Below are 25,495 nucleotides of genomic sequence, written 5' to 3'. Positions count from 1 at the left end.
CGGGCCAGGGCAGCGGACGCTGCAGGCGCCCGTGCACCCGGGGCAGGCCACTCAACGCTGCACCGCCGTGGTGTCGGTATGGGCACACGAGTAGGCGTTGGACGGCATGCGTCCGCGGCTGCGTTGACCCGGCGACGTCTGCCGGACGGTCAGCGTGTGTCGTGGCTGGCCGGTGTCGCCCCCGGCGCGGCCGGCGGCGCATGCACGAACGGGTAAGGTACCGGCGCACTTGCCGGCAGCCCGGCGCGCCAGCGCGCGAGCACCGGCGCGATCGCCCTGCCGGCGGCGAACTGGGGATGCGATGGCAGCTCGCCTTCCTGCTTCTCGCGCCGGCGAACGCTGTCGCGGGCCATGCCGAAGGCGGCGGCGAAGTCGTCGGTGGCGTTCAGCGCCTCGACCAGGAACGCGCGACCGAACCAGGTGGCGCTGTCGGTGTTGCCGCAGCCGAAGGACGGGCGGTCGCTGCGCGCGGCGGTGACGAGCATGCGGTTGGCAGCCTTCAGCACCGGCACGAAGCCCCCGAATAGCAGGCTGAGACCACGATCACCGCATTGCCGATGCCCGCGTCTTCCAGCAGCTGCGCCAGGTCCTCCGGCGTCAGGTAGTCCTCCTGGTCCGGGCCGGTGTGCAGGTAGAAGCTGCTGTCGTCCAGGCCATGGCTGCTCAGGTACACGAACAACACGTCCTCGCGCGGGTCCAGCACCTGCCCCAGCCCGTCCAGTGCGCGGCCGATGCTCTCGTAGGTCGCCGGCGCCAGCGGCGCCTCGCCGGGCAGCGTGTCCGGCTGGTTGACCAGCGCGACCATGCGGCCGTCGGCGTCCCAGCGCCGGGCCGACAGCTGTCGCAGGTAAAGCACTTCGTTGCGGAACACGTCCTCGTCGGCGTCGCCGGCCACCCCCAGCACATACAGGTCAGTCACGCCGGGCCGTTGCGGCGGCAGCCGCGCGAGCAGGCCGTCGAGCAGGGCGCGTTGCGGGGCATCCAGTGCCGGCGTGGTCGGCACCCACGGCGGCTGGTCGGCGCTACCCGCCAGCACCGGCCAGCTGCCGGCCAGCATCACCCCGGCCAGCCACAGCCGGCGCAGCGCAAGGGAACGGGAACGCGGCGGTCGCGGTGTTTCCGGCATCGGCAATCGGCTCTCGTGGGACGCCGGCAGCGTTGCAGGGGGCTGCGCCGGACGCAAGCAGGAGCGCCGCCAGGGCCGCCGCTGCGGATGCGGCGGCTATGGCTCAGCGTCGGTGGCGCAACCCGAAATAGATCGGCAGCCCGGCCACGACCAGGCCCGCGCCCCACAACAGGGCTTCGGTGCCGATGCCGCCAAGCGCGTAGAGGCTGAAGGCCAGCGCGCCGGCGGCGGCCAGCCGCGAGCCCCTGCCGTCGCCGCGCCACAGCCACGCGGCGGCACCGGCGAGGTAGGGCAGCAGGGTGGCGGCGGTGGACAGCAGCACCGAGAATTTGAACAGGTCCACCAGCGAGCGGTTGTAGTTGCTGATCACCAGCACGCTGGCCAGCAGGCAGCTGACGATGACACCGAACGCCGGGGCGCCGCGCGCGTTCTCGCGGGCGAAGGCGCGCGGCAGCACGCCATCGCGGGCCGCGGCCAACGGCAGCTGCGCCGCCAGCAGGGTCCAGCCGTTGAGCGCGCCGACGCAGGACACCGCCATTACCACCGCCAGCAGCACGCCGGCCGCCGGTCCCCACAATGCCGCCGCGGCGTCGGCCATCGGTGCGCTGGAGCGGGCCAGCACGTCGGCCGGCAGCAGGCCGAGCACGGTGGTGCAGGCCAGCACCGTGGCGATGCCGGCGATCGCGGTGCCGGCCACGGTGGCGCGGGCCACGGTCCGCGGCGCATCGTCGACCGATCCGGCCGGCACGGTCGCCGCTTCCAGCCCGATCATCGCCCACAGCGTCAGCGCCACGGTGGCGGCGGCCACGCTGCCCAGCGATTCACCGCTGGGATTGAACGGCACGTAGTGGCGCGCATCGACGAACCACAGCGCCACCAGCCCGAACAGCAGCAGTGGCACCACTTTCAGTACGGTGGTCAGCAGTTGCAGGCGGCCGGCCTCGCGCAGCCCCGCCAGGTTGACGCCGGCGCACAGCCACAACGCGGCCAGGCCGCAGCCGGCCGCGCGCACCGGGGTGGCGGTCAGGGACGGGAAGATGGCACCGATGCTGCCGGCGAAGGCCACCGCGATGGCGGCGATGGCACACCACATCGAGATCCAGTAGCTCCATGCCACCACGAAACCGGGCAGTTCGCCGAAGGCGTTGCGCGCGAACACATACGGCCCACCGGTCTGCGGCCAGCGCCGCGCCAGGCGGGCGAAAGTGACCGCCAGCAGCAGCGCACCGCACAGGGTGATGGCCCAGCCGACCAGGGTGGCGGCGCCGTAGGGGGCCAGCGTGGCCGGCAGCAGGAAGGTGCCGGAGCCGATCATGCTGCCCACGACCAGGGCGGTGGCGGACCAGAAGCCCAGCGGGCGGTGGGGGGTAGTCATCAGGAGCCAGGGAACGGGGCGCGGCCACGGGTACCGGGGCACCGGGTCGGGCGGAAGGGGGAGGCGCCTGCGGCAACGGGCGCGGGAACGGGCGCGGATTATGACGCGTTGCCGGCGCGGCGGCGATGGTCGCCGCGGCAATGACCTTTGGCCCTTTCCCCGGCGGGAGTGCTGCGTGGACGCTGGTGGCTTCCTGCATCCGATGGATTCCCGCATGAAGCTGCGTCCCCTGGCCCTGTCCGTTTCGCTGTCCCTGGCCACCGTGCTGGCTGCCTGTTCCCCCTCCACGCAACCGGCCGCCGGCGACGCCGCCGGCGAGGCGGCGCAGGCCGACAAGGCCGCCCGGCTCAACCAGCTCTATGCCGATTACTGGGAGGGCGTGCTCAAGCTGAACCCGCTGCAGGCCACCTTCCAGGGCGACAACCGCTACAACGACCAGCTGCCGGATTTCGGCTCGGCGCAGTTCCGCAGGCAGAGCCACGACTTCACCGCCGAATGGCTGGCCAAGGCGGAGAAGATCGGCGATGCCGGGCTGACCGGGCAGGACCTGCTCAGCTACCGCATCTTCGTCCAGGAGCAGAAGCAGTCGCTGGAAGGGGAGAAATTCCCCGGCTGGATGATGCCGGTCAACCAGATGGGCTCGACCGTGAGTTACGCGGTGATGCTGGGTTCGGGCCAGGTCGCGCAGCCGTTCAAGACGGTGAAGGACTACGACAACTGGCTGGCGCGCGCCGCGCGCATCCCGGTGCTGCTGGACACCGAGATCGCCAATATGCGCGAAGGCATGAAGGCCGGGGTGGTGCAGCCGCGCGTGCTGATGGAAAAGGTGGTGCCGCAGTTCGACGAGATCCTGGCGGCCAAGGGCGCCGAGGACAGCCAGTTCTGGGGGCCGATCAAGGCGATGCCGGCCGATTTCGCGCAGGCCGACAAGGAGCGCCTGACCGCGGCCTACCGCACGCTGATCGAGCAGCAGCTGCTGCCGGCGATCAGGAAGCAGCGTGACTTCATCGCCAACGAGTACCTGCCGGCGACCCGCGACACGGTGGGCCTGGACGCGCTGCCCGACGGCAAGGCGTGGTATGCCTTCAACGCCAGGGAGAGCACCACCACCACGCAGACCCCGGAGCAGATCCACGAGATCGGCCTGAAGGAAGTGGAGCGCATCCACGGCGAGATCCGCACGGTGATGCAGCAGGTCGGCTTCAAGGGCTCGCTGCAGGACTTCTTCAAGTTCATGCAGCACGACAAGCAGTTCGAGTTCGGCTCCGAAGCGGCGCTGCTGGAGCATTACCGCGGGCTGGAAGCCAAGATCAACGCCAACGTGCCCAAGCTGTTCTCGCTGACGCCGAAGGCCGGTTTCGAGATCCGCCCGATCGAGGCGTTCCGCGCCAAGTCGGCGGCCGGCGGCGAGTACATGCAGCCCAGCGAGGACGGCAGCCGCCCGGGCATCTTCTACGTCAACACCTACGACCTGCCGACCCGCAAGACCTGGGACGCGGAGGACCTGTTCCTGCACGAGGCGATTCCGGGCCATCACTTCCAGCTGGCGCTGCAGCAGGAACTGCAGGGCGTGCCGGCGTTCCGCCGCTTCGGCGGCGAAACCGCCTTCATCGAAGGCTGGGGCCTGTATGCCGAGAGCCTGGGCAAGGACCTGGGCGTGTACACCGACCCGTACAGCTATTTCGGCCGCCTGCAGGGCGAGCTGTGGCGCGCGGTGCGGCTGGTGGTGGACACCGGCCTGCACGCCAAGGGCTGGAGCCGCCAGCAGGTGCTGGATTACATGTTCGCCAATTCCTCGGTGAGCGAGCCCGATGCGGTGGCCGAGGCCGAGCGCTACATCGCATGGCCGGGCCAGGCGCTGGCCTACAAGACCGGCGAGCTGAAGATCCAGGAGCTGCGGCGGCGTGCCGAACAGAAGCTCGGCGGCAAGTTCGACATCCGCCAGTTCCATGCCGAGGTGCTGAAGGACGGTTCGGTGCCGCTGGACGTGCTGGAAGAGAAGGTCGACGGCTGGATCGCCGCCCAGGGCGGCTGAGCGGCGCCGGGCACCGACGCGGCGGCCACGTGGCCGCCGCCGTCGCCCGGTACCGGGGCCTGCTGCCGGCACCGCCCCTCGCTGCGCCGCGGGAACGCACTGGTGCAACCGGCGCACTCGCCGCACGGCGGGCGCCTGCCGCATCATTGCTCCCCTCCCTTGAACGCCTTTCCGGCTGCCGGACGGCCGCGTCCGCGCCGGCCCGGCTGCTCCCCCGTCGATGACCCTGATCGTATCGTTGCTCCTGCCGCTGCTTGCCCTGTGGTTGTGGTGGCCCGTGCCGTTCCCGGACCGGCGGCAGCGCCGCTGGCACCTTGGCACCAGCGTGGTGCTGGCCCTGCTGGGCGTGGCCCTGGCCGCGCTGTGGCGCATGGATGTCCTGGCGTACGCGGCCGAAGCCTGGATCCAGCTGGTGTTCGGCTGGGTGCTGGCGATGTTCGTGATGCTGCTGGTGTTCCTGCCGTTGCGCGAGCTGGGCTGGCTGCTGTCGCGACGGGCGCCGCGCACTTCGGTGCTGGCCACCGCATGGCACGGCGTGCGTGGTAACCAGCTGGCCGCCGCGGTGATCGTGCTGCTGGCCACGCTCGGTATAGTCAATGGCCTGAAGCCACCAGCGGTGCATGAGCGTGCGCTGGTAGTGCCAGGCCTGCCACAGGAACTGGACGGCCTGCGCATGGCGGTGATCGCCGACCTGCACGCCAGCCCGGTCAAGCGCGCCTGGCGCACGCGGAAGGTGGTCGATGCGGTAATGGCCGCGCGCCCCGACCTGATCGTGCTGCCCGGCGACATGGTCGACGGCGAGGTCGGGGACACGGCAGCGTTCGTCGCCCCGCTGGCCGGACTGGCCGCGCCATACGGCGTATGGGTGGCGCCGGGCAACCACGAGTACTACCACGGCTACCGGCGCTGGATGGCGCACTTCCGCGGCATGGGCCTGGGCGTGCTGGAGAACCAGACCGCGCGGCTCTACATCCACGGCCGCACGCTGGCGGTGTCCGGCGTGGGCGACCTGGCCGCGCTGCGTCCCAGTGCCTACATGCGTGGCGGGCTCGCGCCCGACCTGCCGGCGGTGATCGCCGCCGGCAAGGGGGCCGACGCGCACATCCTGCTCGCCCACCAGCCGAAGCAGGCGCGTGCGGCCGCGGCCACCGGCGCGTTCGACCTGCAAGTATCCGGCCATACCCACGGCGGCCACATGCTGGGGTTCGACCGCTGGGTGGTGGCGCCGGCCAACCACGGCTTCGTCCGCGGCGACTACCGGGTCGGGCCGATGACCCTGTTCGTCAGCAGTGGTGCCGGGCAATGGGACGGCTTCGGCGTGCGCCTGGGCGTTCCCTCCAGCATCGACCTGCTGGTACTGAAGGCCGCGCCCGCCCGCGCCCGTTGAGGGCGTCCGCAGGCTCAGTCGTCGGCGGCCATGCTCCGCCGTTCGGGCATCAGCCGCGGCAGCGCGCTGACCACCGCCAGCGCGGCCACGGTGGTGGCCAGCGCCACCATCTGCATGCCCATGCCCGCGGCCATGCCGATCGCGGCCGTCATCCAGATGCCAGCGGCGGTGGTCAGGCCCTGCACCCGTTCCTCGCGGTCCTGCTTGAGGATGGCGCCGGCACCCAGGAAGCCGATGCCCGAGACGATGCCCTGCATGACCCGGGTGACGTCGGCGCCGCTGATGCCCATCTGCAGCGGCGCCAGCACGAACAGCGCCGAGCCCACCGACACCAGGATGTGGGTCTTCAGCCCGGCCGCACGGCCCTTGCTTTCGCGCTCCAGTCCCAGCGCCCCGCCGAGCACGATGGCGGTGAGCAGGCGGGTGGCGACGACGGTCAGGGTAGCGACGTCGGGTATGGCGAATTCGGCGGCCAGCGCCTGGCCGACCTGTGTGGTGATGCTCATCGTAGGGTTCCGGCACGGGGGGGTGCGTGTCGATGCACGCGATGCCGGCGCACGCTAGCATCGCGCCAATGCAGCCGGGGTGATGGCCGCGTCGATGCGGGCGGGCCGGGCCAGCCGGTCGCCGCGGCGCGCCAATGAAGACGGCCCGCAGGGGGCCGCCGGGGTCATGCATGCCGGATGCGCGGGGCGCTCAGGGCACGATCTGTTCGAACGTCTCCACCCGGGCATGGCCGTGCGTGGCGTCGCCGGTGCGTGGCATCGGGTAGTCGTCGCGGCGGTCCAGCAGCACCGTGCGCAGCCCGGCCTCGCGTGCCGCGTCCAGTTCCTCGACGATGTCCGACAGGAACAAGATGTCATGCGCCGCCACGCCGATGGCCGCGGCGATGCGCGCATAGCTGCCGGCCTCGCGCTTGCCACCGGTCTGGGTGTCGAAGTGGCCCGAGAACAGGCCGCTGAGGTCGCCGGCGTCGCTGTAACCGAAGAACAGCTTCTGCGCCGGCACCGAACCGGAGGAGTACACGTACAGCGGGATGCCGGCGGCATGCCAGCCGCGCAGCACCGCGGCCACCTCCGGGTACAGGTGCGCGGTGTAGTCGCCGTTGCGGTAGCCGGCCTCCCAGATCATGCCCTGCAGCGCCTTGAGCGCGGTGTGTTTGCGGTCCTGGTCGATCCAGCCCTGCAGGGTCTCGACGATGACCTCGTCCTGGCAGGCGCTGGCGGCGATCTCGGTGGCGACCGCGTCGAGCCAGCGGCGAACCTCGGGTTGCTGCCCGTGCGCGCTGACGAAGCCGGGCAGGGCGGCACGGGCATAGGGGAACAGCACGTCCTTGACGAAGGAGATGCTCGAGGTGGTGCCTTCGATGTCGGTGAGGATGGCGCGGGTGGTCATGCGGGGAGTCCAGTTCCTTTGCTTGCGGGCGACAGTTTGGCAGGGCCGCCACGCTGTACGCTGAAGCCGCCGGGTGGGTGGGGCACGGGGAGGTGCCGGGTGCAGGTGCCCGAAGGGCGGGAGGGGTACGGCGCAGTGCGGCTGGCAGGCGGGCGCAGCGGGAACGGCGCACGGGTTTGCTGCATGTGCCCTTGCCCCGTGCCCGGTGTGGCGCCGCGCTCCCGGCGCTGGCGCAGGGGCATTGACGGGCCAGCGCAGCGGTGGGGCGCGAACGGCCCCTGCCACGCCGAACGGAGCGGGGCTCGAAGCATCACCCCGCGTCGGGCTGGTAGCGCGGGAACTGCCGGGCGATGTCGGTGCCGGTGAAGTGGCCGACCCAGCCATCGGGCGCGGTGAAGAAGCGGATCGCGACGAAGCTCGGCGCGGGCCCCATGTCGAACCAGTGGGTGGTGCCGTCGGGCACCGAGATCAGGTCGTCCTTGACGCATTCCACTTCGTAGACCTTGTCGCCCACGTGCAGGGTGAACAGGCCCGAGCCGGCGACGAAGAAACGCACTTCGTCCTCCTTGTGGTAGTGCTCGTCGAGGAACTTGAGCCGGATCTGCTCGCGGTCCGGGTTGTCCGGCGCGATCGAGGCCACGTCCACGCTCTTGAAGCCGTGGGTGGCGACCAGGCGGTCGATGTCCTCGCGGTAGGCGGCGAACACTTCTTCCTGGCTGGCGCCCGGCGCGACCGGGTGTTTCGCCTGCCAGCGCTCGAAGGTGACGCCGATCTTCTCCAGTTCGGCGCGGATGACCCCGCCGTCGCGGCTGTCCAGCAGCACGGTGGCGGGATCGGTGTCGTTGAAGATGCGCAGTCGGCTCATGGCGGCGGCTCGAGGCGTGGGGGACGGGAAGGGTAGCAGGGCACCCGGCGCCATCGGCGCCCGCGTGGCCCGCGGTGCGTGGATTCAGCCGCCGGCGCGCAGCCGGCGCAGTTCCAGTTCGCAGTGGAGCAGGAACTCGAACGCTTCCAGGTGGCGGCGCGCTTCGGCCATGTCGCGGCCCCAGGCATACAGGCCGTGGCCGTCGATCAGGTAGCCCCACATCGGGCCCTTGTCGAGTTCGGCCTCCACCTGCGCGGCGAGCACGTCCATGTCCTGGGTGTTGGCGAACACCTTCAGGTCCACCGCGGTCTCGTGGGTGGAATTGCCGTGCAGCGCCTTGAGCAGCTCGTAGCCTTCCAGGCGCACGTGGCCGTCGCCGCCGTACAGGCGCGAGGCGATGGTCTGCACCGGCGAATGCGTGTGCAGCACGCAGTTCACTTCCGGGAAGCGCGCGTAGAGCTGGGTATGCAGCAGGGTTTCGGCCGACGGGCGCAGCGGCCTGCCCACGGCCTTGCCGTCGAAGTCCACGACCATGATGTCGGCTTCGACCAGCCGTCCCTTGTCCTTGCCGGACACGGTGATGGCTGCATGGCGGTCGTCCAGCCGGTGCGAGAAGTTGCTGCTGGTGGCGGGTGTCCAGCCGGCCCGGGCCAGTTCGCGGATGTTGTCGATCAGCAGCTGCGCCAGTTCGCTCAGCCGCTGGGCGTCGTAGGGGACAGTGGGGGCGTTCATGGCCCGCATTCTACTCAGCCGGCGGCACGCGTAGGGGCCGCCGGACACCGGGCCCGTGGCCAGGCGGCGTCCTCCGTGCCGGATCGGCCGCATCGCGGGCGCCATTGCGCACGGCGCGTGCCGGGCGGCGGAAAAAAGGCCCGGGTGTTTCCACCCGGGCCCGGAAGGCTGGCGCGTGGCCGCGCGGTCAGCCGCGGCGGTCGCGCAGCTTGCTGTGGCGCATGCCGTAGGCGAAGTAGACGATGAAGCCGGTGGCGGTCCACAGCCCCATCAGCATCCAGTTGTGCAGGGTCATCGCGGTCAGCAGGGCGATGCAGCTGAGCACGCCGGCGCTGCAGATCAGCCAGGCCATCGGGATGCGGAACGGGCGCGGCAGGTCCGGCTGGGTGCGGCGCAGGACCAGCACGCCGGCGCAGACCGCGGCGAAGGCGATCAGGGTGCCCATCGAGGTCAGTTCGCCGAGGATGTCCAGCGGGAACAGCGCGGCGAGCAGGGCGATGCCGATGCCGGTGATCACCGTGTTGATGTGCGGAGTGCGGTACTTGGGGTGGATCTTGGTGAACACCGGCGGCAGCAGGCCGTCGCGGCCCATGATCATGAAGATGCGCGGCTGGCCGATCACCATCACCAGCACCACCGAGGACAGGCCGATCAGGGCCCCGACCTCGACGATGATGCGCAGCCAGTCCAGCTGCGGATGCGCGGCCACCGCGGTCACCACCGGTTCGGCGGTGCCGAGCAGCTTGTACGGGACCAGCCCGGTCATCACCGCGGCCATGGCGATGTACAGCACGGTGCAGATCACCAGCGACAGCAGCATGCCGATCGGCAGGTCGCGCTGCGGGCGGTGCGATTCCTGCGCGGCCACCGAGACCGCCTCGAAGCCGATGTAGGCGAAGAACACCATCGCCGCGCCGCGCAGCACGCCGTCGAAGCCGTACTTGCCCGGGCCTTCGTTGGCGGGGATGAACGGGGTCCAGTTGGCCGGGTCCACGTACTTCCAGCCGGCGACGATGACCAGCAGGATCAGGCCGGTCTTGAGGATCACCATGGCCATGTTCATCGCCGAGGACTTGCTGATGCCCACGTAGCACAGCCAGGTCAGCAGCAGCACCAGCACCGCGGCCGGAATGTTGGCGATGGCCCCGGTCGGGCGCAGCTGGGCGTCCAGCGGCGCATTGACCAGCGCCGCCGGCAGGTAGATGTCGAAATGGCTGAGCAGGCTGAGGAAGTAACCGGTCCAGCTCACCGCCACCGCCGAGGCGGAGACGCCGTACTCGAGTACCAGCATCCAGCCGATGAACCACGCCGACAGTTCGCCGAAGGTGGCGTAGGTGTAGGTGTAGGCGCTGCCGGACACCGGCACCATCGAGGCGAACTCGGCGTAGGCCATCGCGCAGAACGCGCAGCACACCGCCGCCAGCACGAACGACAGCATGATCGCGGGGCCGGCGTGGTTGGCCGCGGCCTGGCCGGTGATGACGAAGATGCCGCCGCCGATGACCGCGCCGATGCCCAGCGCGGTCAGCCCCCAGGGGCCCAGGGTGCGGCGCAGGCTCAGGCCGTTGGCCTCTTCATGGGCGGCGTGCGGATGTTTGGTGGCCCACAGTTGCTTGAACATGGTGCGTGTTCGCTCGTCGTGCGTACGGGAACGGCCGGCGCGTGGCCGGCCGGAAGGAAGGGAATCAGGCGTTCCGGTTCAGTTTGCTGTGGCGCATGCCGTAGCCCAGGTAGATGGCCACGCCCAGTACGTTCCACAGCACGAACACCAGCCAATGGGCGGCGAAGGCCATCGCGAACAGGCCCAGGCAGATCAGCGCGCCCAGCGGCGCGACCAGCCATACCGCCGGCACCCGGAACGCGCGCGGCATCTCCGGGCGGGTGCGGCGCAGGATCAGCACGCCGATGCAGACCGTGGCGAATGCCAGCAGCGTGCCCATGGCGACCAGTTCGCCCAGCACGTTGAGCGGCACCAGTCCGGCCAGGGTGGCGGCCAGCGCGCCGACGATCACGGTGCTCAGGTGCGGCGTGCGGAACTTCGGGTGCACCCGGCCGAACACCTGCGGCAGCAGGCCGTCGCGGGAAATGGTGTAGGCGATGCGGGTCTGGCCCATCATCATCACCAGCACCACCGAGGACAGGCCGGCGATGGCGCCGATCTCCACCCAGGTCTTGAGCCACGCCAGGTTGGCATAGGCCTCCAGCGCGGTGGCCACCGGCTTGTCGGTGCCGAGCTGGGTGTAGTGCATGAGGCCGGTCATCACCGCGCAGACCACGATGTAGATGATGGTGCACACGGCCAGCGAGCCGAGCAGGCCGATCGGCATGTTCCGCTGCGGGTCCTTGGTTTCGCCGGCGGCGGTGGAGACCGCGTCGAAACCGATGTAGGCGAAGAACACGATGGACGCGGCGCGGAACACGCCGCTCCAGCCGAACTGGCCGAACACGCCGGTGGTGTTGTCCGGGATGAAGGGCGTCCAGTTCTCCGGGTTGACGTACATCGCGCCGAAGCCGACGAACAGGCAGATCACCGCGACCTTGATCGCGACGATCACCGCGTTGACGAAGGTGGACTGGGTGACGCCGACGTACAGCAGCCCGGAGATCACCGCGATGATCAGCACCGCCGGCAGGTTGAGCAGTTTGCCGGAAGCGACGAACTGGCCGTTCTCCCAGGCGATCGGCGCGGCGGTCAGCGCGTCGGGGAAGGGCAGGTGCAGGGTGCTGGTGAGGAAACTGAGCAGGTAGGCCGACCAGCCCACCGCCACCGAGGAGGAGGCGAACAGGTACTCCAGTACCAGGCACCAGCCGATGAACCAGGCCATGCCTTCGCCCAGGGTGGCGTAGGAATACGAATAGGCGCTGCCGGAAACCGGCATCATCGCCGCGAACTCGGCGTAGCACAGGCCGGCGAAGGCGCAGGCCAGGCCGGCGAGCACGAACGACAGCATGATCGCGGGGCCGGCGTGGTGGGCCGCGGCCTGGCCGGTGATGACGAAGATGCCGGCGCCGATCACCGCGCCCATGCCCAACAGGATCAGGTGCCTGGCTGTGAGGGTGCGCTTGAGCGTGGCTTCGCCCTGCAGGCTGCCTTCGACCGGTTCGCCGGCGTCCACGTGTGCGGCCGGCTCGACCGGTTTGACCCTCAACAGTGTTTTGAGCATTCGCTGTTTTTCCAGACCTGGTGGTGTTTCCGCGCATCCACCGGCAATGCGCATGGGGTGTGGCAAGCTGAACCGCCGGCAACGGCCTACCTTGCCAAAGCCCGGCCAAACCGACAAGCGCAGGTGCAGCATGGCCGGTGATAATGGCCGCCTGGTCGGATCGATGGGATGTGCCTGCAGTCATGTACGAACACGAGGGACGCCTGCGCGACACGTTGCAGGACTACGCGCGGCGGGTGCCGGAGCATGCGCAGGTGGCGGCGGAATTCCTGGACCTGCTCGACGCGCAGGGCGCCGACCCGTTCCAGCGCTCGCGCCTTGCCGGCCACTTCACCGGCAGCGCCTGGCTGGTCAGCGCCGATGGCCAGCGGGTGCTGCTGACCCATCACCGCAAGCTGGGGCGCTGGCTGCAGCTGGGCGGGCATGCCGACGGTGACCGCGACCTGGCCGCGGTGGCGCTGCGCGAGGCGCAGGAGGAATCGGGCCTGCCCGGGTTGTCGCTGCAGGCGCTGGTGCCGTTCGATCTTGACCGGCACTGGATTCCCGGGCGCGGCGACGTGCCCGGCCACTGGCACTACGACGTGCGCTACGTGGTGCGCGCCGGCACCGACGAGCGCTTCCTGGTCAGCGCGGAGTCGCTGGACCTGGCATGGCGCGCGATCGATGCCATCGCCGCCGATGCGCAGGCCGACGCCTCGCTGCGGCGCATGGCGCTGCGCTGGCTGGCGCACGCGCACTGAGGCCGCGCGCCGCGGTCCCGGCGGTGCTTGCCGGGGCGCGCGGCGGGATCGCGCCCGCGGGTCGGCGCCGCGCTCAGTACAGGATGCGGGTACGCAGCGTGCCGTCGATCGCGGCCAGTTCGTCGCGGATCGCGTTGGCCTGTTCCACGGTGGCGCTGATGTCCACCACCACGTAGCCCAGTTTCGGGTTGGTGCGCAGGAACTGGCCGTCGATGTTGAGGTTGTGGCGCGAGAACACCTCGTTGAGCCGCGACAGCACGCCGGGCACGTTGCGGTGGATGTGCAGCAGGCGCAGGCTCTGTTCGTGCTCGGGCAGGGTCACTTCGGGGAAGTTGACCGCCGACAGGGTGCTGCCGTTGTCGCTGTAGCGCACCAGCTTGGCCGCCACCTCGACGCCGATGTTGTCCTGCGCCTCCAGCGTGCTGCCGCCCACGTGCGGGGTCAGGATCACGTTGTCGTGCGCGGCCAGCGGCGACTCGAAACGGTCGCCGTTACCCTTGGGCTCGACCGGGAACACGTCCACCGCGGCGCCGCCGATGTGCCCCGAGCGCAACGCCGCGTCGAGCGCCTCGATCACCACCACGGTGCCGCGCGCGGCGTTGATCAGGTGCGCACCACGCTTCATCTTCGCCAGCTGCGGTGCGCCGATCATCCACTGCGTGGCCGCGGTTTCCGGCACGTGCAGGGTGACGACGTCGGCGCGGGCGAGCAGGTCGTCCAGGCTGGCGGCCGGCTGTGCGTTGCCCAGCGACAGCTTGGTCTCGATGTCGTGGAAGATCACCTGCATGCCCAGCGCTTCGGCCAGCACCCCGACCTGGGTGCCGATGTGGCCGTAGCCGATGATGCCCAGGGTCTTGCCGCGCACCTCGTGGCTGCCGTCGGCCGACTTGGACCAGCCGCCGCGGTGGCACTCGGCGTTCTTCTGCGGCACCCCGCGGGTCAGCATGATCGCCTCGGCGATTACCAGCTCGGCCACCGAGCGGGTGTTGGAGTAGGGCGCGTTGAACACCGGGATGCCGGCCAGTTCGGCCGCCTCCAGGTCCACCTGGTTGGTGCCGATGCAGAAGCAGCCCACCGCGATCAGGCGCTTGGCATGCGCCAGCACCTCGGCGTCCAGCTGCGTGCGCGAGCGAATGCCGATGATGTGGGCCTCGGCGATGCGCGCCTTCAGCTCGTCGTCGGGCAGCGACTTGGTGTGGTACTCGATCTGCGAATAGCCGGCCGCCTTGAAGGTATCCACGGCGGTCTGGCTGACCCCCTCCAGCAACAAAACGCGGATGTCCTGCTTCGGGAACGAGGTCTTCTTGGGCGACATGGCGGCCACGGCGGGTGGAGGGGATGGGCCGTTCACTATGCCAGAACCGGCCCGGCTTTTGGTGCGCTGCGCCATGCGGCAACACCTTGAACACAAAAGGTTTCATCTGAATTTACCGCGGCCGTCTTCGGCGCTGCGCGGGTGACTGGACGCGCCGCGGCGGGGCTGGCACGCTTGCCGGCTTTCACGCCTTCGAAACAACGCCATGACCGACCCGCGCCTGGACACCCTGCTGCTTGCCTGCCCGGGGCTGCGCCTGAAGACCGATCCGGCCGACCTGGAGCACTACGGGCGCGACTGGACCCGGCGCTGGACGCCGGCACCGCTGGCCATCGCGCTGCCGGGCAGCGTCGAGGACGTGCAGGCGGTGGTGCGCTGGGCCAACCAGAACACCGTGGCGGTGGTGCCCTCCGGCGGCAGGACCGGCCTGTCCGGCGGTGCGGTGGCGGCCAACGGCGAGCTGGTGCTTAGCCTGGAGCGGCTGAACAAGGCGCTGGATTTCAACGCGGTGGACCGCACCCTCACCGTGCAGGCCGGCATGCCGCTGGAGGCCGTGCACAACGCCGCCCGCGAGCACGGCCTGCAGTACCCGGTGGACTTCGCCGCGCGCGGGTCCTGCTCGATCGGCGGCAACATCGCCACCAACGCCGGCGGCATCCGCGTGATCCGCTATGGCAATACCCGCGAGTGGGTGGCCGGCCTCAAGGTGGTGGCCGGCAACGGCGAACTGCTCGAATTCAACAAGGGCCTGATCAAGAACTCCAGCGGCTACGACTTCCGCCAGCTGATGATCGGCTCGGAGGGCACCCTCGGTATCGTGGTCGAGGCGACGCTGAAGCTGGTCGATCCGCCGCCGGCGACCAACGTCATGCTGCTGGCGCTGCCCTCGTTCGAGGTGCTGATGCGGGTGTTCTCGGCATTCCGCGAACGCCTGCAGCTGGAGGCGTTCGAATTCTTCACCGACCGCGCGGTGCAGCACGTCACCGCGCATGGCGCGCCGTACCCGTTCGCCGAAACCTACCCGTACTACGTGGTCACCGAGTACGCCGCGGCCGACGAAGCGGGCGAGGCCGCGGCACTGGCCGCGTTCGAGCACTGCATGGAGCAGGGCTGGGTGCTGGACGGGGTGATCAGCGCCAGCGAGGCGCAGGCGCAGCAGCTGTGGCGCCTGCGCGAGGGCATCACCGAGGCGCTGGCGCGCTACCGGCCGTACAAGAACGACGTGTCGGTGCGGATCTCTGCGATGCCGAACTTCCTGGCCGAGGCGCAGTCGCTGATCGGCGGCGCCTACCCGCATTTCGACGTGGTCTGGTTCGGCCATATCGGCGACGGCAACCTACACATCAACGTGCTCAAGCCCGACGACACCAGCGACGCCGAGTTCCTGGGCCAGTGCGAGCACGTGACCAAGCTGCTGGCGCAGGTGCTGCACCGTTTCCACGGCAGCATCTCGGCCGAGCATGGCATCGGCCTGGTCAAGAAGCCCTACCTGTCCAGCACCCGCGATGCGGCGGAAATCGCGCTGATGCGCGGGGTGAAGCAGGCATTCGACCCATTGGGTTTGATGAATCCGGGCAAGGTGTTCGACCTGTAGGCGGCGGCCGGTTACGCTCGACGCCTGTCCCCAGCACTGTCTCCGCCGATGATCCGTCCGTTCCTGACCTGCGTCCTGCTCCTCGCCTCCGCGCCGCTGCTGGCCTCCAGCTTTGCCGGCAGCACCGCCGGTACTTCCGCCGGCGCCTCGTCCAAGGGGTCGAGCAGCTCGTCGGGCGATGACAAGGTGATCCAGGCCGCGCGCGAGGAGGCCGCCGGCTTCGTCGCCAGCGACGGCCGCCTGCGCGGCGCGCGGCTGCAGGCCGCGCTGCTGTACCTGCGCCAGCACGACGCCGGCGCCGCCCAGGCCAGCGACATGCAACTGGCGCGGACCATCCTCGCCCGCTGATGCGGCTGGCGGCTGTGCTGGCCGCCGCGCTGCTGCTGGCCAGCGGCGGCGCCCCGGCGCTGGAACTGGCGCTGGATCCGGCCGGGCTGGACCCGCCGGCGCAGCAGCGCGCCCGCGACCTGCTTGCCCGTGCCCACGAACGCCTGCCCGGACGCTGGCAGGCCGACCCGCGGCGGCTGACGCTGCGCTTCGATCCTGGCCTGCCGGCCGACATTGCCGGCCGCCACCGGCGTGGCCAACTGCGGTTGTCGCCGGAACTGCTTGAGGAGGCGGCGACGGCCACCGCCACCGCACACGACCTGGCCCGGGCCACCGTGTTGCACGAGATCGCCCACGCCTTCGACCGGGGCGAAGGCGGCGGCTGGTCGCGGCAACCGGCGTTCCGTCGGCTCGCCGGATGGGACCGGCGCGGTGCCAACCCGTACACGCTGCGCAGCCCCGACGGCTATGAGCGGCACAGCCCGGCCGAGGCATTTGCGGTCAACCTGGAGTGGTACCTGCTCGACCCGCGGTATCCGTGCCGGCGGCCGGCGCTGGCGGCGTGGTTCCGGCAGCAGCTGGGGCCGGCGCCGCTTGCGCCGGTGGCCTGCGCCGCCGCGCTGCCGCTGCTGGTGGCCGGCGCCGCGCCGGCGCAGCTGGAGCTGGAAACGCTGGACCCGGCCCGGATCTACGCGGTGGACTACCTGCTGGCCGGCGCCGGCGACGCGGCGATGAGCCGGTTCGGCCATTCCATGCTGCGCCTGGTGGTCTGCGCGCCCGGCCGCGAACCGGGCCCGCGCTGCCGGATGGACCTGGCCTACCACCGGGTGCTGTCCTTCCGCGCCTTCGTCAACGACGTGCAGATCTCCAACTGGCGCGGGCTGACCGGCGCCTACCCGGCACGGCTGTTCGTGCTGCCGCTGGACCAGGTGATCGACGAATACACCCGCATCGAGCTGCGCGACCTGCAGGCCTGGCCGCTGGCGCTGTCGCCGGCGCAGATCGACGCGCTGCTGCAGCTGGCCGCCCGCGCGCACTGGAGCTACGACGGGCGCTATCGCTTCATCGGCAACAACTGCGCGGTGGAGAGCGGGCGCCTGCTCGACCTGGCGTTGACCCCGCCGCGCCGGCGGCTGCAGGCCACCACGCCGCGCGGCGTGCTGCGGCGGCTGCAGGATGCCGGCCTGGCCGCGCGGCAGGCGCCGCCGCCAGGCGCGGACGAGGGCCTGTACTTCGCCTCGGCCCGCGCCGATTACGCGCACTTGCTGCATGGCCTGCAGCAGGCGGGCCGGGTGCCGCCGCTGCCGCTCGAACGCTGGCTGGACAGCCCGGCACGGCAGCGCGGCGAGCCCACCGCGGATCTGCCACTGCAGGCCACCGCGGCGTGGTGGGTGCTAGAAACGGCGGCGCTGCGCCGCGCCGAACTGCGCGCGCTCGCCCAGCTCAAGCGGCACCTGGAGGGCACCACGCCGCAACTGCAGGCGCGGGTGGCCGACTGGCAGCGGTTCAGCAGCCTGCTGGATGCGCCGGCATCACTGCTGCCAGCCGCTGGCTACGGCATCGCCCAGCCCGATGAACTGGACGCGCTGGCGCAGGCACTGGCACGGCTCGGCGAGGACGGGCAGGCACGCTGGCAGGCGCTGCACGAAAGCGCCGAGCAGGTGCTGCCGCCGGCGCAGCGCGAGGAACTCGAGCGCAGCAGGGAGCGGGTGCGCTGGCTGGCCGAACGCATGCGCGCGTTGGCCGCCGTGCCGGACTGAAGCGGGGCATCGGCGCGGGTCTTGACCCCGGTCAGGGCGGTGCCGGTGGCGCGGCCTGGCATGGGCCGGGTTTCCCACGATGGAGTTCCCGCAATGCCTGTTTCCCTCGATCCGGCACCGCACGTGCACGTCTTCGACGCGCGCGGCGTGGCGCGGCGGTTCCGCCACGCGGCGATCTTCGGCGCGCTGGGCGCGTTGCGCAACGGCGAGACCATGCGTTTCGTCAACGACCACGACCCGATCCCGCTGCTGGACCAGCTCGGCCAGCGCTTCGGCGCGCACCTGTCGATCAGCTACCTGCAGCGCGGACCGGATGCGGTGGTGATCGATTTCGGCGTCCACGGCCTGCCCGAAGGGTGATCTGCAGCGGGGGCGCGGCCGCCACCGGCGTGCCGCGGCTTCCGGCACCGGCATCGGTCGCGCCCGCTGACAGCGCCGGGCCACGTACCGCCGCCGATGACCATGAATGACGACGGCGCCCGTGGGCGCCGTCGCATGGGGTAGCCAGCGGTGGATCAGTCGGCGCGGCCGCCGAACTCGCCGGTGCTGGTGTTGACCAGGATGCGCTCGCCGTTGGCGATGTACTCCGGGACCATGATCTCGATGCCGGTGTTGAGCTTGGCCGGCTTCGGGCGCTTGGTGGCGGTGCCGCCCTTGAGTTCCGGCGGGGTCTCGACCACTTCCAGGGTCACGTGCTGCGGCAGCTGGATCGCCACCGGCTGCTCGTCGATCACCTGCACGTAGATGCCGGCCAGGCCCTCGGTGATGTAGCCGGCGTCGTCGCCGATCACGTCCGCGTCCAGCGTGTACGGGGTGTAGTCCTCGTCGTCGAGGAACACGAAGGCGTCGCCGTCCATGTAGGAGAAGGTCGACTGGCGGCGCAGCAGTTCGACTTCCGGCAGGTTGTCGTCGGCGTCGAAGCTGGCGTCGAGCTTGTTGCCGCCCGGCACGCTGTACATGATGAAACGGAAGCGGACATTGCCGCCGCGGCCCTGCGGCGAGCTGCGCTCGATGTCGCGGATCTGGTAGACGCCGTTGTTGTATTCGACGACGTTGCCTTTCTTGATATCGCTGGCTTTCATGCTTGGAAAGTCGGTTGGGGTAAGGGGAAATCGAAGCGGGCGCCTTGTGGGCGCCCGCGGGGTGGATCACTTGGGTGCCAGGCGCACGGCGCCATCCAGGCGGATGGTCTCGCCATTGAGGTAGGTGTTGCCGATGATGTGGCCGACCAGGGCGGCGAAATCGTCCGGCTGGCCCAGGCGCGAGGGGAACGGGATCGACGCGGCGAGCGACTCCTGCACGTTGGCCGGCATGCCGTCCACCATCGGCGTCCAGAACACGCCCGGCGCGATGGTCATCACGCGGATGCCGAAGCGCGACAGCTCGCGCGCCATCGGCAGGGTCATGCCGACCACGCCACCCTTGGAGGCGGAGTAGGCGGCCTGGCCGATCTGGCCTTCGTAGGCGGCGACCGAGGCGGTGTTGATGATCACGCCGCGCTCGCCGTCGACGCCGGCTTCGTTGTGCTGCATCAGGTCGGCGGCGGCCTTGGCCACGTTGAAGCTGCCGACCAGGTTGACCATCACCGTGGCCTGGAAGTTGGACAGCGGCATCGGCGCCTCGCGGCCGAGCACGCGGCCGGCGCCGAGGATGCCGGCGCAGTTTATCACCACGTTCAGCCCGCCCAGGAATTCGCGCGCGGCGGCCAGATTGGCGGCCACGCCGGCTTCGTCGGTGACGTTGGTGGTGAAGTAGCGGGCATTGTCCGTGCCCAGTTCGGCGACCGCGGCGGTGCCTTTTTCCTCGTTGAGGTCGAACAGGGCGACCTTGCCGCCGTTGGCGACCAGGTGCCGGGCCACGGCCAGGCCGAGGCCGGAGACGCCGCCGGTGACGACGGCGCGGACGGAGGACAGCTGCATCGGGACGATCCTGCGGTGAAGAGTCGCCGATTCTAGCCGATGCCGCCTTCCCTACAGCAGGACGGCGACCGGATCAGTATTGACGGGGGGCGGGGACGGGCATCGGCGGGTGCGCAGGCAGGCGCAGGGGCGCGGGTACCGGCCGTTCCCGCCACAGGAACTCAAGCTGGCAGTCGTCCGCCGCGCGCCGGCACATGGCCAGGGCCTTGTCGATCGCGGCGCGCTCATCGCGTTCGCCCAGCGCATGGCCGAACGCGGCGCTGCCACTGGCGATGGCCGAGTATCCGCTGTCGGCCGACGTGCTGACCACTTCGGTGCAATTGCCCGAGCGCCGCGCGCAGTGGCCGATGGCGGTCTGCAGGGCGAGGCTTGCCGAGGGCTGGTTGTAGGCGAAACCGTAGGCGCCGGAATCGGAGAAGACCACGGCCGAGGCGGCCATGACGCTGCCTGCGGGCAGCAGGGCGGCGATGAGCAGGGTGGTGCGGAGCATGCGCGAGCGTCCTTTCGTTGCGTTCATCAGGGGGGCGACATGGCCTGGCCGGCCTTGCTGCCGTTGCCGCGGCCGAGCACGCCGGCCAGCCAGCGCCCGGTGTCGGCCAGGGCCGGCAGGTCGATGCCGGTGTCCATGCCCATGCCGTGCAGCATGTAGACCACGTCCTCGCTGGCGACATTGCCGCTGGCGCCGCGCGCGTAGGGGCAGCCGCCGGTGCCGGCCACCGCCGAATCGACCACGCGCACCCCGTCCTCCAGGCACGCGGCGATGTTGGCCAGCGCCTGGCCGTAGGTGTCGTGGAAGTGCACCGCCAGCGCGGCCATCGGCACCTCCGCGGCGACCGCGCGCAGCATCGCGCGCGCCTTGCGCGGGGTGCCGACGCCGATGGTGTCGCCCAGCGAGATCTCGTGGCAGCCCATGGCGTACAGCGCGCGCGCCACCCGCACCACGTCGGCCAGCGGCACCTCGCCCTGGTAAGGGCAGCCGAGCACGGTGGACACGTAGCCGCGCACCGGGATGCCGTCGGCCCTGGCCCGTTCCAGCACCGGCGCGAAGCGCTGCAGCGATTCGTCGATGCCGGCATTGGTGTTGGTGCGGTTGAACTGCTCGGAGGCAGCGGTGAACACCGCCACTTCCCGCGCCCCGGCCGCGCGGGCGCGGTCATAGCCCTGTTCGTTCGGCACCAGCACCGGGTAGGCGACGCCGGGGCGGCGGGCGATGCCGGCCATCACCTCGGCGGCGTCGGCCAGCTGCGGTACCCATTTCGGGCTGACGAAGCTGGTGGCCTCGATGCTGCGCAGGCCGGTGGCCGACAGCCGGTCGATCAGCGCGATCTTGTCGGCGGTGGCGATCTGCTGCTTCTCGTTCTGCAGGCCGTCGCGCGGGCCGACCTCGACGATGCGGACGAAATCGCTCATCGCGGCTCCTGCGCGGCCCAGCGCGGCGGGCGCTTTTCGAGGAACGCGGTCAGGCCCTCGCGGCCTTCGTCGGAGGCGCGCAGCGCGGCGATCAGCCCGGCGTTGGCGCGGTCGAGCGCATCGCGGTCGGCCGTGGCGGCGTGCACCTCGCGCACCAGCACCTTGGCCGCGGCCGCGGCGACCGGGCCGGCCTTGCCGATCAGCTGCAGTTGCCGCTGCACCGCGGCGTCGAGCGCGTCGGCGGCGACCACCTGGTGCACCAGCCCCATGCGCAATGCGTCGGCGGCGTCGAAGTGCTCGCCCGTGGCGAACCAGCGCCGCGCCTGGCGCGGGCCGATGGCAGCGATGACATACGGTGAGATCACCGCCGGCAGCAGGCCCAGGCGGCTCTCGGTCAGACCGAAACGGGCGCCTTCGGCGGCGATGGCGATGTCGCAGCAGGCCACCAGGCCGACGCCGCCGCCGAAGCTGGCGCCATGCACGCGGGCGATGGTCGGCTTGGGCAGCTCGTCCAGGGTGCGCATCAGCCGCGCCAGCGCCAGCGCGTCCTGGCGGTTCTCTTCCTGCGAGGCGCCGGCCATGGCGCGCATCCACTGCAGGTCGGCGCCGGCCGAGAACGAGGGGCCATGCCCGGCCAGGACCACGGCGCGCACCGCCGGATCGGCGGCGGCCGCTTCCAGCGCGGCGGTGAGGCTGGCGATCAGCCCGGCGTCGAACGCGTTGTGCAGCTCGGGGCGGTTCAGGTGGAGCGTCGCCACGGCGTTGTCGCGGCTGACGAGCAGTGCCTCGCTCATTGGGGTCCATGCGTGCGTTTGGTGCACGGATCATAGCGGAGCGCCCGGGGCAGCAAGACCCCGCGCGACGGTGCTACAATTGATAACCATTCTTATCAACCTATTCAAAGGCGCCATTCAGTGACGTTGTCAGATTTGCCGCTGCATGCACCCGCGCAGGTGGAGGCGGTGCGGGACCTGCATCCCAATGATGCGATTGCGCGGCGGTTGAGGGAGCTGGGGTTCGTCGACGGCGAAGACGTGCGCGTGGTCGCGCGCGGGCCGGTGGGCGGCGAGCCGCTGCTGGTGCAGGTCGGCTTCACCCGCTTCGCGCTGCGGCGCAGCGAGGCCGCCCGCATCCGGATCAGGCAGGAGGACGCGGCATGAACGCAGCGGCAAGCGTGTCGCGGCTGGCCCTAGTGGGCAATCCGAACAGTGGCAAGACCGCGTTGTTCAACCAGCTCACCGGCAGCCGCCAGAAGGTTGCCAACTACGCCGGCGTCACCGTCGAGCGCAAGGAAGGGCGCATGCGCGCGCCGTCCGGGCGCGAATACGCGGTGCTGGACCTGCCTGGCGCCTACAGCCTGCAGCCGGCGAGCCTGGACGAGGCCATCACCCGCGACCTGTGCCGCGGTTTCTACCCCGGCGAGCCCGCGCCCGATGCGCTGGTGTGCGTGGTCGACGCCACCAACCTGCGCCTGCACCTGCGCTTCGCGCTGGAAGTGCGCGAGCTGGGCAAGCCGATGATCGTGGCGCTGAACATGGTGGACGCCGCGCGCCGGCGCGGCATCGCCATCGACGTGGCGGCGCTGGAACGGGCGCTGGGCGTGCCGGTGGTGGAGACCGTCGCGGTGCGCCGCAACGGCGCCAGCGAACTGGTCGCGCGGATCGACGCGATGATGCCGCAGGTGGCGTCGATGGCGCCGCCGCCGGTGGTGGCCGCCGCCGACCACCATGCCCAGGTGCGCGACATCCTCGCCGCCGCGGTGCGCATGCCCACGCGCACCGCGAAGATCGACGATGCGCTGGACCGCTGGCTGCTGCACCCGGTGTTCGGGCTGCTGACCCTGGCGGCGGTGATGTTCCTGATCTTCCAGGCGGTCTATGCCTGGGCCACGCCGCTGATGGACGGCATCGAGGCCGGTTTCGCCTGGCTCGGCGCCCTGGTCGGCTCGACCCTGCCCGAGGGGCCGCTGAGCAGCCTGCTGGTGGACGGCATCATCGCCGGTGTCGGCGGCGTGCTGGTATTCCTGCCGCAGATCCTGATCCTGTTCTTCTTCATCCTCGCGCTGGAGGAATCCGGTTACCTGCCGCGCGCGGCGTTCCTGCTGGACCGGATGATGGCCGCGGCCGGCCTGTCCGGACGCTCGTTCATCCCGCTGCTGTCCAGCTTCGCCTGCGCGGTGCCGGGCATCATGTCCACGCGCAGCATCCAGGACCCGCGCGACCGGCTGGCGACGATCCTGGTCGCGCCGCTGATGACCTGCTCGGCGCGGTTGCCGGTGTACGCGCTGCTGATCGGCGCGTTCATCCCGCAGAAGACCGTGTGGGGCGTGTTCAACCAGCAGGGGCTGGTGCTGTTCGGCCTGTACGTGGCCGGCATCCTCAGCGCGCTGGCGATGTCCTGGACGATGAAGAAGTTCCGCCGCGACAAGGCCGAGCACCCGCTGCTGCTGGAGCTGCCGTCCTACCGCCTGCCGCACCTGCGCGACCTGGCGGTCGGGCTGTACGAGCGCGGCATGATCTTCCTCAAGCGCGTGGGCGGCATCATCCTGGCGCTGACCATCCTGCTGTGGTTCCTGCTGTCGTTCCCGGCGGCACCGGCCGACGCCACCCTGCCGGCCATCGATTACAGCTTCGCCGGCCGCATCGGCCACGCGATGGCGGTGTTCTTCGCGCCGCTGGGCTTCAACTGGCAGATCTGCATCGCGCTGATCCCGGGGCTGGCCGCGCGCGAGGTGGCGGTGGCCTCGCTGGCCACGGTGTACGCGCTGTCGGCGGCCGACGACGATGCCGCGGCGCAGGCGCTGACCCCGCTGATCAGCGATGGCTGGTCGCTGGCCACCGCGCTGTCGCTGCTGGTCTGGTACATCTACGCGCCGATGTGCATCTCCACGCTGGCCACGATCAAGCGCGAGACCAACTCGTGGAAGCAGATGGCGTTCGCCGCTGGCTACCTGTTCGCCGCGGCGTGGCTGGCTTCGCTGGTCACCTACCAGGTCGCCGTGGCGCTGGGGGCGGGCTGATGGACCGGGGCCTGCTGCTGCAGTACGCGATCATCGCCCTGGCCGTGGTGGCCAGCGCGTGGGTGGTGCTGAAGAAGCAGTTCCCCGGTACCGTGCGCCGGCTGCGCGGGGCGCTGGTGCTGTGGCTGCTGAAGCCCCAGCGCCCGGCGCGGCTGCAGGCGCTGGGGCGTCGGCTGGCGCCGCCGGCGGCTGGCGGCGATGACGGTTGTGGTGGCTGTGGCGGCTGCGGGCCGAATCCACCGCGGCAGCACTGAAACGCGCGCCGGTGGCGGTGGGCCCGGCCGGCCACGACAGCGGCGGCGCGGGCCGCCAGACGCCGGGTCGGCGCTGACCTCGGGTGGTTCCGGCGCGCCGCCACGCATCGGGCGATGGTTATCCCGTGCATGAAGGAGCGTTCAGCGTGGCGGCGCCGGCGCTTGCCCGGGCGGGCATGCTGCCGCTAGCCTGCGGGCATGAACCAGACTCCCCTGCGATTGCTCATTCACGGTGCTTCCGGGCGCATGGGCCAGGCCCTGCTGCGGCTGGCGGCGGACGATCCCGCGCTGCAGGTGGTCGCCGCGGTGCTGCGCAAGGCGCCGGCACAGCGCGTGATCGATGGCGTGCCGCACTTCGCCGCCAGTGAAATGCCGGGTGCGCCCGAGTTCGACGTGGCCATCGATTTCAGCCTGCCGGGTGGCTTCGACCCGGTGCTGGCACTGTGCGTGGCGCGCGGCGTGGCGTTCGTTTCCGGCACCACCGGCATCGATGCGTCGCAGCAGGCGGCGCTGGCGGCCGCCGCGCAGCGGATCCCGCTGACCTGGGCGACCAATTTCAGCCTGGGCGTGGCGGTGCTGGCCGAGCTGGTGGAGCGGGCGGCGGCGAGCCTGCCGGGCTGGGACTGCGACATCGTCGAATCGCACCACGTGCACAAGAAGGATGCCCCGTCCGGTACCGCGCTCACGCTCGGGGAGTCGGCCCGGCACGGGGCGCCGAGCCGCGTTACGCCAGCCTGCGCGCCGGCGACATCATCGGCGAGCACCTGGTCCAGTTCACCGGGATGGGCGAACGGCTGGAACTGGTGCACCGCGCCACCAACCGCGACATTTTCGCCCGGGGTGCCCTGCATGTGGCACGGCAGCTGCACGGGCGGGCGCCCGGGCGCTATTCGGTGCGCGAGCTGGTGGCGCCCGCCAGCAGCTGAACAGGCGCCGGGCACGGCAGCCGGCGGGCCGGCGGCGCACGCACGCGGCGCTGGCGCCGATGGCGCCCATGCCTTTACAATTCCCGCTCGCCGAATCACGTCAGCCGGACCGGTTTAACACCGCCGTCCGCGCTTTTTTGCAACCGGTTTTT

The 25,495-nt window shown here is 70.8% G+C and carries 25 protein-coding genes and 1 pseudogene; 11 read left to right on the top strand and 15 right to left on the bottom strand.

Annotated features, from left to right (window positions below):
* Nucleotides 1-149 precede the first annotated feature (149 nt).
* From B1L07_08965 to B1L07_08955, 3 genes are all read right to left on the bottom strand, one after another.
* Complete coding sequence (locus B1L07_08965) at nucleotides 150-512, bottom strand: hypothetical protein (GenBank protein AUZ55195.1); 363 nt, start codon at nucleotides 510-512, stop codon at nucleotides 150-152.
* Complete coding sequence (locus tag B1L07_08960) at nucleotides 500-1,126, bottom strand: hypothetical protein (protein ID AUZ55194.1); 627 nt, start codon at nucleotides 1,124-1,126, stop codon at nucleotides 500-502. The genes B1L07_08965 and B1L07_08960 overlap by 13 nt, the downstream gene beginning before the upstream one ends.
* A gap of 103 nt (nucleotides 1,127-1,229) precedes the next feature.
* Entirely contained in the window at nucleotides 1,230-2,501 is a 1,272-nt protein-coding gene (locus B1L07_08955) for a hypothetical protein (GenBank protein AUZ55193.1), read from the bottom strand.
* Between the two features lie 193 nt (nucleotides 2,502-2,694).
* Here B1L07_08955 and B1L07_08950 point away from each other — a divergent pair, with 193 nt between their 5' ends.
* On the top strand, nucleotides 2,695-4,536 hold the full coding sequence (locus tag B1L07_08950) for a hypothetical protein (protein AUZ56532.1): 1,842 nt from the start codon (nucleotides 2,695-2,697) through the stop codon (nucleotides 4,534-4,536).
* Between the two features lie 220 nt (nucleotides 4,537-4,756).
* The gene (locus tag B1L07_08945; protein ID AUZ55192.1) at nucleotides 4,757-5,923 is read left to right on the top strand and encodes a hypothetical protein; all 1,167 of its coding nucleotides are present in this window, start codon (nucleotides 4,757-4,759) and stop codon (nucleotides 5,921-5,923) included.
* A 14-nt stretch (nucleotides 5,924-5,937) separates the two neighbouring features.
* Here the strand turns inward: B1L07_08945 and B1L07_08940 are convergent, their stop codons facing one another.
* The 6 genes from B1L07_08940 to B1L07_08915 form a co-directional block, all read right to left on the bottom strand.
* Nucleotides 5,938-6,429: a methyltransferase gene (locus B1L07_08940; GenBank protein AUZ55191.1), complete on the bottom strand. Its 492-nt coding sequence runs from the start codon at nucleotides 6,427-6,429 to the stop codon at nucleotides 5,938-5,940.
* A gap of 190 nt (nucleotides 6,430-6,619) precedes the next feature.
* Nucleotides 6,620-7,318: an acireductone synthase gene (locus tag B1L07_08935; protein ID AUZ55190.1), complete on the bottom strand. Its 699-nt coding sequence runs from the start codon at nucleotides 7,316-7,318 to the stop codon at nucleotides 6,620-6,622.
* Between the two features lie 310 nt (nucleotides 7,319-7,628).
* A complete protein-coding gene (locus B1L07_08930) occupies nucleotides 7,629-8,183 on the bottom strand; it encodes an acireductone dioxygenase (GenBank protein AUZ55189.1) in 555 nt (184 codons plus the stop codon).
* Nucleotides 8,184-8,267: 84 nt separating this feature from the next.
* The gene (locus tag B1L07_08925; protein AUZ55188.1) at nucleotides 8,268-8,915 is read right to left on the bottom strand and encodes a methylthioribulose-1-phosphate dehydratase; all 648 of its coding nucleotides are present in this window, start codon (nucleotides 8,913-8,915) and stop codon (nucleotides 8,268-8,270) included.
* A gap of 187 nt (nucleotides 8,916-9,102) precedes the next feature.
* Nucleotides 9,103-10,536, bottom strand: a complete 1,434-nt coding sequence (locus tag B1L07_08920) for an amino acid permease (GenBank protein AUZ55187.1) — start codon at nucleotides 10,534-10,536, stop codon at nucleotides 9,103-9,105.
* Between the two features lie 64 nt (nucleotides 10,537-10,600).
* Nucleotides 10,601-12,079, bottom strand: coding sequence for an amino acid permease (locus B1L07_08915; GenBank protein ID AUZ55186.1), 1,479 nt, complete (start codon nucleotides 12,077-12,079; stop codon nucleotides 10,601-10,603).
* A 143-nt stretch (nucleotides 12,080-12,222) separates the two neighbouring features.
* On the opposite strand from B1L07_08915, the gene B1L07_08910 reads away from it, so the two are divergent.
* Nucleotides 12,223-12,819: an NUDIX hydrolase gene (locus tag B1L07_08910; protein ID AUZ55185.1), complete on the top strand. Its 597-nt coding sequence runs from the start codon at nucleotides 12,223-12,225 to the stop codon at nucleotides 12,817-12,819.
* A 73-nt stretch (nucleotides 12,820-12,892) separates the two neighbouring features.
* Here B1L07_08910 and B1L07_08905 read toward each other — a convergent pair whose 3' ends face one another.
* Nucleotides 12,893-14,134 (bottom strand): D-3-phosphoglycerate dehydrogenase, encoded by a 1,242-nt coding sequence (locus tag B1L07_08905; GenBank protein ID AUZ55184.1) that lies wholly within the window; start codon nucleotides 14,132-14,134, stop codon nucleotides 12,893-12,895.
* Between the two features lie 205 nt (nucleotides 14,135-14,339).
* On the opposite strand from B1L07_08905, the gene B1L07_08900 reads away from it, so the two are divergent.
* From B1L07_08900 to B1L07_08885, 4 genes are all read left to right on the top strand, one after another.
* Nucleotides 14,340-15,728, top strand: a complete 1,389-nt coding sequence (locus tag B1L07_08900) for an FAD-binding oxidoreductase (protein AUZ55183.1) — start codon at nucleotides 14,340-14,342, stop codon at nucleotides 15,726-15,728.
* A gap of 48 nt (nucleotides 15,729-15,776) precedes the next feature.
* Complete coding sequence (locus B1L07_08895; protein AUZ55182.1) at nucleotides 15,777-16,076, top strand: hypothetical protein; 300 nt, start codon at nucleotides 15,777-15,779, stop codon at nucleotides 16,074-16,076.
* Nucleotides 16,076-17,815, top strand: a complete 1,740-nt coding sequence (locus B1L07_08890) for a hypothetical protein (protein ID AUZ55181.1) — start codon at nucleotides 16,076-16,078, stop codon at nucleotides 17,813-17,815. The genes B1L07_08895 and B1L07_08890 overlap by 1 nt, the downstream gene beginning before the upstream one ends.
* 93 nt (nucleotides 17,816-17,908) lie before the next feature.
* Entirely contained in the window at nucleotides 17,909-18,175 is a 267-nt protein-coding gene (locus B1L07_08885; protein ID AUZ55180.1) for a hypothetical protein, read from the top strand.
* A 155-nt stretch (nucleotides 18,176-18,330) separates the two neighbouring features.
* Here B1L07_08885 and B1L07_08880 read toward each other — a convergent pair whose 3' ends face one another.
* The 5 genes from B1L07_08880 to B1L07_08860 form a co-directional block, all read right to left on the bottom strand.
* A complete protein-coding gene (locus tag B1L07_08880) occupies nucleotides 18,331-18,897 on the bottom strand; it encodes an elongation factor P-like protein YeiP (GenBank protein ID AUZ55179.1) in 567 nt (188 codons plus the stop codon).
* Nucleotides 18,898-18,963: 66 nt separating this feature from the next.
* A complete protein-coding gene (locus tag B1L07_08875) occupies nucleotides 18,964-19,734 on the bottom strand; it encodes a 3-hydroxyacyl-CoA dehydrogenase (protein AUZ55178.1) in 771 nt (256 codons plus the stop codon).
* A 73-nt stretch (nucleotides 19,735-19,807) separates the two neighbouring features.
* Nucleotides 19,808-20,224, bottom strand: coding sequence for a hypothetical protein (locus tag B1L07_08870; protein ID AUZ55177.1), 417 nt, complete (start codon nucleotides 20,222-20,224; stop codon nucleotides 19,808-19,810).
* Between the two features lie 26 nt (nucleotides 20,225-20,250).
* On the bottom strand, nucleotides 20,251-21,144 hold the full coding sequence (locus B1L07_08865; protein ID AUZ55176.1) for a hydroxymethylglutaryl-CoA lyase: 894 nt from the start codon (nucleotides 21,142-21,144) through the stop codon (nucleotides 20,251-20,253).
* Complete coding sequence (locus B1L07_08860; protein ID AUZ55175.1) at nucleotides 21,141-21,938, bottom strand: enoyl-CoA hydratase; 798 nt, start codon at nucleotides 21,936-21,938, stop codon at nucleotides 21,141-21,143. The genes B1L07_08865 and B1L07_08860 overlap by 4 nt, the downstream gene beginning before the upstream one ends.
* A 120-nt stretch (nucleotides 21,939-22,058) precedes the next feature.
* Between B1L07_08860 and B1L07_08855 the strand changes: the two genes are divergently transcribed.
* The 4 genes and pseudogenes from B1L07_08855 (at nucleotide 22,059) to B1L07_08840 (ending at nucleotide 25,343) form a co-directional block, all read left to right on the top strand.
* The gene (locus tag B1L07_08855; GenBank protein ID AUZ55174.1) at nucleotides 22,059-22,304 is read left to right on the top strand and encodes a ferrous iron transport protein A; all 246 of its coding nucleotides are present in this window, start codon (nucleotides 22,059-22,061) and stop codon (nucleotides 22,302-22,304) included.
* Nucleotides 22,301-24,163: a ferrous iron transporter B gene (locus tag B1L07_08850; protein AUZ55173.1), complete on the top strand. Its 1,863-nt coding sequence runs from the start codon at nucleotides 22,301-22,303 to the stop codon at nucleotides 24,161-24,163. The genes B1L07_08855 and B1L07_08850 overlap by 4 nt, the downstream gene beginning before the upstream one ends.
* Entirely contained in the window at nucleotides 24,163-24,417 is a 255-nt protein-coding gene (locus B1L07_08845; GenBank protein ID AUZ55172.1) for a hypothetical protein, read from the top strand. The genes B1L07_08850 and B1L07_08845 overlap by 1 nt, the downstream gene beginning before the upstream one ends.
* A gap of 198 nt (nucleotides 24,418-24,615) precedes the next feature.
* A pseudogene (locus tag B1L07_08840) lies at nucleotides 24,616-25,343 on the top strand (4-hydroxy-tetrahydrodipicolinate reductase).
* Nucleotides 25,344-25,495 lie beyond the last annotated feature (152 nt).

It is taken from the genome of Stenotrophomonas acidaminiphila (genome assembly GCA_002951995.1).
In the GTDB taxonomy this organism is placed as follows: Bacteria; Pseudomonadota; Gammaproteobacteria; order Xanthomonadales; family Xanthomonadaceae; genus Stenotrophomonas; species Stenotrophomonas acidaminiphila_A.
The sequence above is the reverse complement of the archived record's forward strand: the minus strand, read 5'-3'. Positions and strand labels throughout refer to the sequence as shown.

Bases quoted from the DNA above. Each gene is read 5' to 3' on its own strand.
- B1L07_08885 (AUZ55180.1), top strand. From the start codon at position 17,909: ATGCCTGTTTCCCTCGATCCGGCACCGCACGTGCACGTCTTCGACGCG.
- B1L07_08865 (AUZ55176.1), bottom strand. From the start codon at position 21,144: ATGAGCGATTTCGTCCGCATCGTCGAGGTCGGCCCGCGCGACGGCCTG.
- B1L07_08925 (AUZ55188.1), bottom strand. From the start codon at position 8,915: ATGAACGCCCCCACTGTCCCCTACGACGCCCAGCGGCTGAGCGAACTG.
- B1L07_08905 (AUZ55184.1), bottom strand. From the start codon at position 14,134: ATGTCGCCCAAGAAGACCTCGTTCCCGAAGCAGGACATCCGCGTTTTG.
- B1L07_08955 (AUZ55193.1), bottom strand. From the start codon at position 2,501: ATGACTACCCCCCACCGCCCGCTGGGCTTCTGGTCCGCCACCGCCCTG.
- B1L07_08880 (AUZ55179.1), bottom strand. From the start codon at position 18,897: ATGAAAGCCAGCGATATCAAGAAAGGCAACGTCGTCGAATACAACAAC.
- B1L07_08900 (AUZ55183.1), top strand. From the start codon at position 14,340: ATGACCGACCCGCGCCTGGACACCCTGCTGCTTGCCTGCCCGGGGCTG.
- B1L07_08870 (AUZ55177.1), bottom strand. From the start codon at position 20,224: ATGCTCCGCACCACCCTGCTCATCGCCGCCCTGCTGCCCGCAGGCAGC.
- B1L07_08945 (AUZ55192.1), top strand. From the start codon at position 4,757: ATGACCCTGATCGTATCGTTGCTCCTGCCGCTGCTTGCCCTGTGGTTG.
- B1L07_08920 (AUZ55187.1), bottom strand. From the start codon at position 10,536: ATGTTCAAGCAACTGTGGGCCACCAAACATCCGCACGCCGCCCATGAA.
- B1L07_08960 (AUZ55194.1), bottom strand. From the start codon at position 1,126: ATGCCGGAAACACCGCGACCGCCGCGTTCCCGTTCCCTTGCGCTGCGC.
- B1L07_08845 (AUZ55172.1), top strand. From the start codon at position 24,163: ATGGACCGGGGCCTGCTGCTGCAGTACGCGATCATCGCCCTGGCCGTG.
- B1L07_08890 (AUZ55181.1), top strand. From the start codon at position 16,076: ATGCGGCTGGCGGCTGTGCTGGCCGCCGCGCTGCTGCTGGCCAGCGGC.
- B1L07_08860 (AUZ55175.1), bottom strand. From the start codon at position 21,938: ATGAGCGAGGCACTGCTCGTCAGCCGCGACAACGCCGTGGCGACGCTC.
- B1L07_08875 (AUZ55178.1), bottom strand. From the start codon at position 19,734: ATGCAGCTGTCCTCCGTCCGCGCCGTCGTCACCGGCGGCGTCTCCGGC.
- B1L07_08910 (AUZ55185.1), top strand. From the start codon at position 12,223: ATGGCCGCCTGGTCGGATCGATGGGATGTGCCTGCAGTCATGTACGAA.
- B1L07_08940 (AUZ55191.1), bottom strand. From the start codon at position 6,429: ATGAGCATCACCACACAGGTCGGCCAGGCGCTGGCCGCCGAATTCGCC.
- B1L07_08850 (AUZ55173.1), top strand. From the start codon at position 22,301: ATGAACGCAGCGGCAAGCGTGTCGCGGCTGGCCCTAGTGGGCAATCCG.
- B1L07_08915 (AUZ55186.1), bottom strand. From the start codon at position 12,079: ATGCTCAAAACACTGTTGAGGGTCAAACCGGTCGAGCCGGCCGCACAC.
- B1L07_08895 (AUZ55182.1), top strand. From the start codon at position 15,777: ATGATCCGTCCGTTCCTGACCTGCGTCCTGCTCCTCGCCTCCGCGCCG.
- B1L07_08935 (AUZ55190.1), bottom strand. From the start codon at position 7,318: ATGACCACCCGCGCCATCCTCACCGACATCGAAGGCACCACCTCGAGC.
- B1L07_08930 (AUZ55189.1), bottom strand. From the start codon at position 8,183: ATGAGCCGACTGCGCATCTTCAACGACACCGATCCCGCCACCGTGCTG.